Here is a 10,414-nt window from a genome sequence, read left to right as displayed (position 1 = left end):
CCTTACGTCAGCAGGCTGTATGATTTTATGGTTTGATGATCGGTCGGCAGACCGAGAATAGAGTGAGGAAATGACTGCAATATTCAATAAAGTCGCAACCAAGGTTTTCGGCAGCGCCAACGAGCGGTTGCTCAAGCGATTGTGGCCCGTCGTCGCTGAGATAAATGCGCTGGAGCCTGAGATGGAGCGGCTGTCGGATGACGAGCTGCGCGCGCGCACCGCGAAGTTCCGCGAGCTCATAGAGAGCCAGGTGGCCGAGGCAGACCTTTCGGGCGAGACCCCGGAGGATGTCCGGAGGGCGCTCAGGCGCGCCATCGATGACGCGCTCGGCGAGATACTCGTCGAAGCTTTCGCCGTAGTGCGCGAGGCGTCGCGCCGCACTACGGGGATGCGCCACTTCGACGTTCAGCTCATCGGCGGGATGGTGCTGCACAGGGGGATGATCGCCGAGATGAAGACCGGCGAAGGCAAGACGCTGGTTGCGACCCTGCCGGTCTATCTGAACGCCTTGCCCGGCCGCGGCGTGCACGTGGTTACGGTGAACGACTACCTGGCCAAGCGCGACTCGGAGTGGATGGGCCAGATCTACCGCTTCCTCGGCCTTACGGTGGGCGTCATCGTCCACGGCCTGGACGACAACGAGCGCCGCGAAGCCTACGCTGCCGACGTCACCTACGGCACCAACAACGAGTACGGCTTCGACTATTTGCGCGACAACATGAAGTTCGATCTTTCCGAGTGTGTGCAGCGCGGTCACAACTTCGGCATCGTGGACGAGGTGGACTCCATCCTCATCGACGAGGCCCGCACCCCGCTCATCATCTCCGGCGCCAGTGAGGAATCCACCGACAAGTACTACCGCGTCAACCGCATCATCCCCAAGCTGGAGCGCGGCGAAGAAATCGGTCAAGGCGAAACCAAGGTCCTCACCGGCGATTTCGTCATGGATGAGAAGCACCACACCATCACCATCACCGATGAAGGCTGGGAGAAAGTCGAAAAGCTGCTGGGCATCGGCAACATCGCCGACCCCGAGAACTGGGCCCTCAAGCACCACGTCGAAACCGGCGTGAAGGCGCACTCGCTCTACAAGCGCGACGTGCAGTATGTGGTGAAAGACGGTGAAGTCATCATCGTGGATGAGTTCACCGGCCGCCTCATGCCCGGACGCCGCTGGTCCGACGGCCTCCACCAGGCTATCGAGGCCAAGGAAGGCGTCACCATCGAGCGCGAGAACCAGACCCTCGCCACCATCACCTTCCAGAACTACTTCCGCATGTACAAGAAGCTCGCCGGCATGACCGGTACCGCCGAGACCGAGGCCGCCGAGTTCGACAAGATCTACAAGCTCGACGTGATGGTGATTCCCACCAATAAGACTCTGCTGCGCGCCGAGCACGCGGACGTCGTATTCCGCACGGAAAAGGAAAAATACGACGCCGTCGCCCAGGAGATCGAGCAGTTCAACGAGTCCGGCCGCCCGGTGCTGGTGGGCACCACCTCCATCGAAAAATCCGAGCGGCTCTCCGACCTGTTGAAGAAGAGCGGCGTGCCGCACGTGGTCCTCAACGCCAAATACCACGAGCGCGAGGCGGAGATCGTGGCCCAGGCCGGCCGCAAGGATTCCGTCACCATCGCCACCAACATGGCCGGCCGCGGCACCGACATCCTGCTGGGCGGCAATCCCGACTTCATGGCCAAGCAGGAGTTGGTGAAGCGCGGTGTGGCCCGTCCGCTGGCCGCCGCGGTCGGCAAGATCCAGGCCCGTGCCGAGTCCGAGGACATGAACCTGTTCTATTACCAGGGCAACGAGTACGAAGTCCCGCTGGCGCAATGGAACCAGGTCTTCGAGAGCTTCCGGCATCAAACCGATTCCGAACACGATGAAGTCGTGACCCTGGGCGGCCTTCACATCCTGGGTACGGAACGCCACGAGGCGCGCCGCATCGACAACCAGCTCCGCGGACGCGCCGGCCGCCAGGGCGATCCCGGCTCTTCCCGCTTCTACCTCTCGCTCGAAGACGACTTGATGCGCATCTTCGCCCGCGAGTGGGTCTCCAACATGCTCAAGCGTTTGGGTATGGAAGAAGGTGTGCCCATCGAGAGCCGCCTCATCACTCGCCGCATCGAGGCCGCGCAGAAGGCGGTGGAGTCGCAGAATTTCGAGGCTCGCAAGCACCTGCTGGAGTACGACGACGTCATGAACAAGCAGCGTGAGGCTGTCTACGGCCTCCGCCGCCAGTTGCTCGAGGGCCTCGACCAGCGCGACCTCATCGTCGGCGAGGACGGCTACGTGGCCGCCATCCTTTCCGACCTCCTCGGGCAGTATTGCCCGGAGAAAGCTCATCCCGACGACTGGGATCTGACCGCGCTCAAGAACCAGCTCTTCACCCGTTTCGGTGTCGACATCCTCGCCGAAGGCATCCAGCCCGAAAAGCTCAACCGCACTGAGCTCGGCGATGCCGTCTTCGAACAACTCCGTGAGCGCTACGCCGCCAAAGAGAAACTCATCGGCTCCGAGGCCATGCGCTACCACGAGCGCCTCATCATGCTCAGCGTCCTGGACAGCCAGTGGAAAGACCACTTGCTCTCCATGGATCACCTCAAGGAAGGCATCGGCTTGCGCGGCTATGGCCAGAAGGATCCCCTGGTCGAGTACAAGCGCGAGTCCTTCCAGATGTTCGAGGAGATGATGCAGCGCTTCCAGGATGAAACCGTCCGCTACCTCTACCTCATGCAGGTGGTCAGCGGCGGCCCGGAAGTGGAACGCCGTATTCCGGAGGAGGCCGAAGCGGAAGGCGCTGGCGCCCGCGTTCCAGCCGCTCGCCCCTCAGGGGATGGCGGCCGCCGCCCGCGCGCCACCTCCATCGACGAGATCGAGCAGGAATTTCAGCGCCGTAAGCGCCGCGAGCTCGAGGCCGCGCGCCTGGCCGGCTCCGGCGACTACCAGCCCGTGCAGCAGGTGGTGCGCTCTTCCGCCAAGGTAGGCCGCAACGATCCCTGCCCCTGCGGCTCCGGCAAGAAGTACAAGAAGTGCTGCGGCGCCGGCGCCTGAGGTCTTGTTTCGCTGTCATTCTGAGTCAGGGGGGCTCCCGCGTGCCTTCTTGTCATTCCGAGAGAGCGCGAGTCGAGGACCCCTATCCCCGCTACAACCGTTGAGGTGACTCATGCCCTGGTTCTACCTGTTCCTTGCCGGAGTATTCGAGATCGTTTGGGCCATCGCCCTGAAGTACTCCGAAGGCTTCAGCCGCGCTCTGCCCACCGGCATCGTTTTTACCGCCGGGTTTGCCAGCTTCTGGCTGTTGGGACTTGCTGCCCAGAAGCTGCCCATCGGGACGGCGTACGCCGTCTGGACCGGCATTGGCGCCGTGGGCACCGCCATCCTGGGCATGATCCTGTTCGCCGAGTCCCACCACGCGCCGCGCCTGGCCAGCATCGCGCTCATCGTTATCGGCATCGCCGGCCTGCGCCTGTTCGGCGCGCGCTAATTCCAGTGCTTCATACTCGGCCATCGCTCCTTCAGGTTGAGTCGCACCCCGCGGCACAGGTGTACCGGTCGGCGCTCTTCCTCCATCGCGTAGGGATGGTCGAGCACCGCCACCACCTCAACTGAGTCACAGACCTTGCGCAAGTCCTCTTCCTCGTCCTGCAGGACGATGTAGTTCCGCTTCTGTTCCCCTGGTCCCCAGTAGAAGTAGTTCTGGTGCGGTGAGGTCGCCTTCGGAAGCCCGTACTTCCTTCCCAGCAAGTCGATCGCTCCGGCCTCGCCGTAATTGTTAGCGAAGATTCCGGTCTGTGCGCGTTCCTCCGGAGGCAGTGCGTTGTAGGCTCGCGCCACCGCCTCTACCATCTCCGGCCAGCCGAAGCGGTCGCCGAAATACTGTGGCAGAGCACCCAGGTGCCCGACTTCGGTCTTGGACGGTCGCAGCCGCATCCGGTCCATGTAGGTTGCTGCCTGTTCCGGAGGCAGCAGCGGCAGGAACGCCGGCAACGACACCACCCCGAGCGGCAGTATCAGTGCCACGCTCACCGGCTTCAGCCAGCGCCATCGCCGCCCATCCGCGAGCTCTTCCACCCACACAGCGCCCCCGGCCAGCAGCATGGGATAGATTGGCGCCAGGTAGTAAGGCTTCCCGTGCAGCACCATCATCTGAATCAGCAGCACGATGTAGGTCCAGCCCAAGACTCGGTATCGTCGGCCGCCTTTGTCGAAGAAGTAGAACCACAGGCCCGCGACCCAGAGCGGCGCGCTGGTCGGCAGCATGAGCATCACCTGTTCCACCAGGAACTGCGGCGGCGAGAACACCACGTTCTTGTGCTGGCGCTGCACGTTGCGCAGTCCTTCCAGCGTGGGATACCCGTGCTGCACCTGCCACACCACGTTGGGCAAGAACAGCAGCAAGGCGATGGCCCCGGCGATCCAAATGTGCTTCCCGCGGAAGACGCGCCGTTCGCGGGTCAGCAGCAGGCCGGCAAAGACGGCGAAGCCGAAAAACAGCATGGAGTGCTTGGTCTCCAGGCCGAGTCCCGCCAGCGCTCCAAACCACAGCCAGTACTTCGGTTGTTCCCGCCGGATGGCGAGCACCACGCAGTACGCGCATGCTGTCCACAGCAGTTGCTCCAATGTGTTCATGGAGAGCAGGCTGTCCACTACTACATGGACTGGGGCCAGCATCACGGCCAGGCAGGCCAGCGCGATGGCGAACCGCCGCCCACCCAGCTCCCGCACTATCAGTCCCGTCAGCACGATCTTTCCCGCGCCCGCCAGCGCCGGGAGCACATGGATTGCGAACAGTGAATCTCCCAGCAGAAGGCGCATCAGCCGCGTGACCCACGCGATCATGGGAGCCATGTCCACGTATCCCCAGTCGAGGTGGTCGCTGGCGGCAATGAAGTAAAGCTCGTCGCGGAAGTACCCGTAGTTTGACGCCGTCCCTAAATGCAGCAGGAGCTTGGCGGCCGCGAACATGGCAACCACTGCCAGTTCGCCGCGTCCCTTGGCGTTCGGGACCGCAGGAGGGTTCACGCCCATGGGTCACTTTCTAGCATGGTTTCGACAGCATTTCTCGGACGGCCGCAATTATCTCGGTTTCTGTTGCCTTTGGACGGGGGACCCGGCCCGCCGTCACCTTCCGGAGTGACCGGCGGCACAGCCCCCTGCGCGGCCGGCAGCAGTAGAATGTCCTTAGGAACCACGAGAGGAGGCGCCCATGCTCACCGCCCGGCTCGTACAGATGATCGAATCCCGCTCCTCGGAGCTCTCTCAAGGGTTGCTCAACAAGCTGCAGTCTTCCGAGCGCTTCAGCGACCTCCGTCGCCGCGTCCCGGCCGACGAACTCGAGGAGCGCACCTACGAGATTTACCGCAACCTCAGCGACTGGCTGCTGGGCAAGAGCGAGGCGGAGATTGAGCGCCGCTACCTCGAAATCGGCGCCCGTCGCGCCGCTCAGGGTGTGGCCTTCAGCCAGTTCCTGTGGGCTTTTCTGTGCACCAAGCAGCACCTGCACGACTTCCTGCGCTTGGAGGTCTTCATGGAAAATCCCATGGAACTCTACGGAGAGCTCGAGTTGGTGCAGGCGCTGGACCAGTTCTTCGACCGCGCTCTCTACTACGCCGCCGTCGGCTACGAGCGCGCCCGTACCGCCAAGGCTGCCTGAAGCCGCAACGCTGACGACTCGCGGTTGTACATGGATTCATTTGAGTCAATGACTCAATTCCTGTCTCTCCGCCCCGCCTCCTTCACCGCACGAAACGTCATCTCTTCCGCTGCGCTTCCCGTCCGCGCCTTCCACTTGAAAAACAGGCCGGCGTACGAATCCGTGATGTAGTCCTTCGGGGCCACGCCGAGCTTCTTCGCCACCCCGTCGATCCACCGGGGTTGGCCCTCGATTTCCGCCAGGTTCCCGATCGGCGTTTCGTCCACCACCACGTGTCCACGCCCGTCGGTCCACTCGCTGCGGAACTTCTCATAGCGGAAGGTGGGCACAAGGCCCAGCGCCCGCAACACGCTACCCAGCTTTCCACCGTCCTCGACAACGGTTTCCAGTTCCACGCGGGACTTGTGCCGCCCGATCTTCGCCGCCGACTTGTGCGTCAGCGTCCACTTCTTCCCGTAGCGCCGTAGCCGCAGCAGCTCGCCCCGTCTGCGCAGAGCAAGGTCCGGCAGGTCGTAGAGCGTGTTCATCTCGTGCGTCCGCCGCGTCCGCAGCCGGAAGCCCGCCGCCCGCAGCTTCCGCACCAGTGCCTTCAGGTCGGTGATTCGGAACTTGATCTCGACTTCTTTGTGAGATGCCATGCGCGTCGAAGGGTGCGCGGGGAAGTATAAGCGCTCGAGCAGGCAATAGGCGGTTGGCAATCGGTAGCCAACAGGTAGCAGCTAGAAGCGGATTGCTTCAGTTCTCTCTTTCCACCACAAACTCGGCCGCCCACTCGAGGGCCCGCTTGATCTCCGAATCCGGAAACTCGCGGAGGCTGCGGCGTGCCGCATCCGCATAGCGATGCGCTTCCGCCATGGCCCAGTCCAGTGACCCGTAGCGGCTCAGGACCTTCAGCACTTCGCTGAGGCTGACGCTGGCGAACGCCCGCTCGTGGAGCACGGTCTCGATCTGGTGCCGTTCCTCGGGCGAACACCGCTCCAGCGCATGGATCACCGCCAACGTCACCTTGCCTTCGCGCAAGTCGCTGCCTACCGGCTTGCCCAGCATGTCTTGGGAAGCCGTCAGGTCCAGCCGGTCGTCCACCACCTGGAAGGCCAGCCCCAGGTTGCGCCCGTATTCCGCCAGCGCTTCTTCCTCGTGCTCGGGCGCCCGTCCCACGATGGCTCCCAGCCGCATGCAGGTGGAGAACAGGCACGCTGTCTTGCGATGGATCAGGTCCAGATGCTCGTCGAGCGAGACGGCCCGACCCAGCGCCTCCGCCTGCATCAGTTCGCCTTCCACCATCTGCTGCGTCAGGTCGATCAGCACGTCCAGCACGCGAAAGTTGCGTTCCGCTACGGCGATCTTGAAGGCCTGCATGTACAGCCAGTCGCCCGCCAGCACGCAGCGCGAGTTTCCCCAGGTGCGGTTGGCGGAAGGCTGCCCACGGCGCGTTTCCGCCTCGTCGATGATGTCGTCGTGCACCAGCGTGGCCGTGTGGATGATCTCCACTACCGCGCCCAACCGGATCACCGTCGTCCCGTTCTTTCCGTAGAGCTTCGCCGCCAGCAGCAGCAGGGATGGCCGTATGCGCTTGCCTCCCCCGGCGCGCAGGTGCGCCCCGATCTCCGTGATGGCCGCCGTGCGCGACACCGTTTCGCGGCCGAACTCGCGCTCGATGGCCGCCAGGTCCTCGCGCAGCAGCTCGAAGACTTCCTTGCCCCGGGTTGTGGCCGGCGTGCTCACGTCAATTGGTGCGGTAGTTGGTGAACTGCATGTCGATCCCGAAGTCGTTTCCGCGCAGCAGAGCCATGATCTCCTGCAGCACGTCGCGGTCCCGCCCGCTCACCCGCACCGTGTCTCCCTGGATGGAGGCCTGCACTTTCTTCTTCGAGTCTTTGATGACCTTCACGATCTCCCGCGCCTTCTCCACCGGGATACCCTGCTGCATGGTGATGCGCTGCCGCACCGTGCTCCCTGCCGCCGGTTCCACTTTGCCGTAGCTCAGCGCCTTCAGGGGAACGTGACGCTTCACCAGTTTCTGCTGCAGCACGTCGTTCACCGCCTTCAGCTTGAACTCGTCCTCCGACGCGAGCACGATCGCGTCCTTACCCTCGATCTGTATGTCCGACTTCGAATTCTTCAAGTCGAAGCGGGTGTGCACTTCCTTCAGCGTCTGCTGGACCGCGTTCGACACCTCCTGCAGGTCCACCCGGCTCACGATGTCGAAGGAATTGTCTGCCATGGTCGAAGTTCTACTGTACCTGTTCCTCGGCCGATGTGCACTATTCAGGGAAGGGGATCTATTTTTTCGTAGCGTGCGAAGAAATTGTAGAAATTAGACGAGGTTTCCCGGGCGATCTGCTCCAACGGTACGCTCCGCACCTCCGCGATTCGCTCCGCCACCTGTCGGACGAACGCCGGTTCATTCCTCTTCCCCCGGTGCGGCACCGGCGCCAGGAAGGGCGCATCCGTCTCGATCAGCATGCGCTCCAGGGGGACTTCCCGCGCCGCCTGCCGGATGGTTTCCGCCTTGGCAAACGTCACGTTGCCCGCAAAGGAGATGAGAAACCCCATGTCCAGCGCCCGGCGCATGTGCTCCGTCGAGCCCGTGAAACAGTGCAGGATCCCTCCCATCCCCGCGGACGCCCAGTGCTTTCCCATCAGTTCCAGGCACTCCTCCCAGGCATTGGTGCTTCCGTCCGACGGCCGGCAGTGGATCACGATGGGCAGCTTCGCCGCCCGCGCCATCTCCATCTGCCGCACGAACACGGCGCGCTGCGTCTCTCGCGGCGAGTGGTCGTAGTAGAAATCGAGACCGATCTCGCCCCACGCGATCACCCGCTTGTGCTGCGCCAGCTTCTCCAGTTCCGCGAAGTCGCTCTCTTCTGCCAGCTTCGCTTCATGCGGATGGATGCCCACCGTCGCATACACCCAGTCGTACTGCTCGGCGAAAGTGATACCGCAGTCCAGCGACCCCGGCCCGGTCCCCGAACCGATCGCCACCAGCGCCTCCACACCCGCCTCGCGCGCCCGCGCAAACACGGCCTCGCGATCCGCGTCGAACTGCGGCATTTCCAGATGTGCGTGGGAGTCTACGAACAAGATGTCAACCCTGCTTCAGTCGGGACTCAGCTCCGCTCGGAGCAGGCTTGGTGATACCGATCCGCTTGAGAAGTTCCGGGCAGCGCGGCAGGTTCCACAGGGCCGACCAGGTCGGCCAGACCGGAATGGCCAGCAGAGTACAGTCACGCTCTTCAATAGCTCGCTCCAGGAGCGCGAGTGCCTCATCGAAGCGGCCGAGCCATGCCGGAATCGCGGCAAGAATACCGGACTGAAGGTAGGCCACCCGCGAGCGGGACACCAGTTCCTCCTGTATGGCTTCGGCTTCAGCCCTGTGGCCACAACGCGCGTGAAGCATTCCCAGTTCAAACAACGCCCACGCATGTCGCCCGGAGGTACGCACCGCTTCTTCCATCGCCGCCTGCGCCTCGTCGAGGCGCGACTCGCCAAGCAAGCCCAGGCCCAGCAGCCTTTGCAGATGAAATGCAGAGGGGTCACGGGCCAGCTCCCGCCGGCATAACTCGATCAGTTCGCGATTTCGCTCAAGAATCACCAGGTCCGAGGCTAATCCGTGCAGCGCATACCCGGCTAGCGGATCGCCTTCCCACGCCCGGCGGCAAAGCTCAGCGCCCTTTTCTGGCTGCCCGGCCACGTACGCAAGATAGAAGTGTCCGTAGTAGAAGCTCGCCTGGGAATCGTTAGGACTAAGCTCAAGCGCGCGCAGCAGGCCTTTTTCCGCCGCTTCCCAATCCCAGTCGTAAAGCATGCTCACCACCGCGAGAGCACAGTGAGCTTCGGCCAGACTGCCGTCCAGCTCCAGGGCACGCATGGCAGCAGCCTTGGCCTTGGGCATTCCGTCGCTCGGCCGCAAAGCCGCCGTAAGCGCAAGCGTGGAGTAGGTCTGGGCCAAGCTGGCGTGGGCCGGCGCAAATTCAGGGTCTCGGGCCGCCGCCCGTTCAAAGAAATCAAGCGCCCCGGTGAGGTTCGTGCCGAAGTGTTGCCGGGCGTGCAAGCCCTTCAAGTAGAGCTCATACGCCTCCATGTTGCGCGTGGCGGGTTTGACCAGCGGCCCGCTTGGGCCGCCGGCGGAAACCTCGAACTTCCTGGCGATGGCCGTGGCGATCTCATCTTGCACCGCAAAGATGTCGTCGAGCTCGCGGTCATACCGCTCCGACCACAAGTGGCATCCATCCGCAACGTTGACCAGTTGCGCGGTGATCCGCAGCTTCTTTCCCGCCCGGCGCAGGCTGCCCTCCAGGATCGTGCCCACATTCAAGCTCCGGCCGATTTCGCCAGCCGGCACATTCTTGCCCTTGAACGAAAAGGCCGACGTCCGGGCGGCGACCTTCATCCCCGGCACTCTGGCCAGCGCGTTCGTGATCTCCTCGGTGATGCCGTCACTAAAGTACTCGTCATCCGGGCTGCTGCTCAGGTTGGCGAACGGAAGCACCGCGATGGATTTCCCGGCGCTCTCCGGCTCTCCGGAAGAGACGGTGGCAACCCTCAGGCCTGCCTTCTGCAGTCCCTCCAGGATGCGGTCCATCAGGCCGCTGGAGTAGTGCCAGCACTCGATGTAATGGCGCGCGTTCCGTTCGATGTCCTTATCCAGCGCGAGCAGTTCCTTCACTGCCGCGGCGGCTTCGGCCCGGCGGCCGAGCAGGCCGCATAGGGAAGCCATCACCAGGGGTTGCCAGAACAGGCCCGGCATATTGACC

At 63.4% G+C, this 10,414-nt stretch carries 9 protein-coding genes; 3 read left to right on the top strand and 6 right to left on the bottom strand.

What is annotated here, in order from left to right; translation table 11 throughout:
* Positions 1-70: 70 nt before the first annotated feature.
* Together secA and VLE48_07465 are read left to right on the top strand one after the other, a co-directional pair.
* Positions 71-3,055, top strand: a complete 2,985-nt coding sequence (secA, locus tag VLE48_07470; GenBank protein ID HSA92833.1) for a preprotein translocase subunit SecA — start codon at positions 71-73, stop codon at positions 3,053-3,055.
* Positions 3,056-3,167: 112 nt separating this feature from the next.
* Positions 3,168-3,488 carry a multidrug efflux SMR transporter gene (locus VLE48_07465; GenBank protein ID HSA92832.1) on the top strand — a complete coding sequence of 107 codons (321 nt, stop codon included), beginning with the start codon at positions 3,168-3,170 and terminating at the stop codon, positions 3,486-3,488.
* On the opposite strand, the gene VLE48_07460 is transcribed toward VLE48_07465, so the two are convergent.
* Positions 3,485-5,032 carry a glycosyltransferase family 39 protein gene (locus tag VLE48_07460; GenBank protein HSA92831.1) on the bottom strand — a complete coding sequence of 516 codons (1,548 nt, stop codon included), beginning with the start codon at positions 5,030-5,032 and terminating at the stop codon, positions 3,485-3,487. The two genes, VLE48_07465 and VLE48_07460, sit on opposite strands and share 4 nt — an antisense overlap.
* Before the next feature lie 178 nt (positions 5,033-5,210).
* On the opposite strand from VLE48_07460, the gene VLE48_07455 reads away from it, so the two are divergent.
* Positions 5,211-5,657 carry a hypothetical protein gene (locus VLE48_07455; GenBank protein ID HSA92830.1) on the top strand — a complete coding sequence of 149 codons (447 nt, stop codon included), beginning with the start codon at positions 5,211-5,213 and terminating at the stop codon, positions 5,655-5,657.
* Between the two features lie 53 nt (positions 5,658-5,710).
* Here the strand turns inward: VLE48_07455 and VLE48_07450 are convergent, their stop codons facing one another.
* From VLE48_07450 to VLE48_07430, 5 genes are all read right to left on the bottom strand, one after another.
* Complete coding sequence (locus VLE48_07450) at positions 5,711-6,295, bottom strand: class IV adenylate cyclase (protein ID HSA92829.1); 585 nt, start codon at positions 6,293-6,295, stop codon at positions 5,711-5,713.
* 97 nt (positions 6,296-6,392) lie between these two features.
* Complete coding sequence (locus VLE48_07445; protein HSA92828.1) at positions 6,393-7,382, bottom strand: polyprenyl synthetase family protein; 990 nt, start codon at positions 7,380-7,382, stop codon at positions 6,393-6,395.
* Between the two features lies 1 nt (position 7,383).
* Entirely contained in the window at positions 7,384-7,881 is a 498-nt protein-coding gene (locus VLE48_07440; protein HSA92827.1) for a YajQ family cyclic di-GMP-binding protein, read from the bottom strand.
* Between the two features lie 44 nt (positions 7,882-7,925).
* Entirely contained in the window at positions 7,926-8,741 is an 816-nt protein-coding gene (locus VLE48_07435) for a TatD family hydrolase (protein HSA92826.1), read from the bottom strand.
* Positions 8,742-8,745: 4 nt separating this feature from the next.
* Positions 8,746-10,414, bottom strand: a 1,669-nt coding sequence (locus tag VLE48_07430; GenBank protein ID HSA92825.1) for a hypothetical protein, incomplete at its 5' end; no start/stop codon positions are given.

Source organism: Terriglobales bacterium (genome assembly GCA_035454605.1).
Taxonomy (GTDB): domain Bacteria; phylum Acidobacteriota; class Terriglobia; order Terriglobales; family Acidobacteriaceae; genus DATMAB01.
This window is presented reverse-complemented; position numbering and strand designations above follow the sequence as displayed.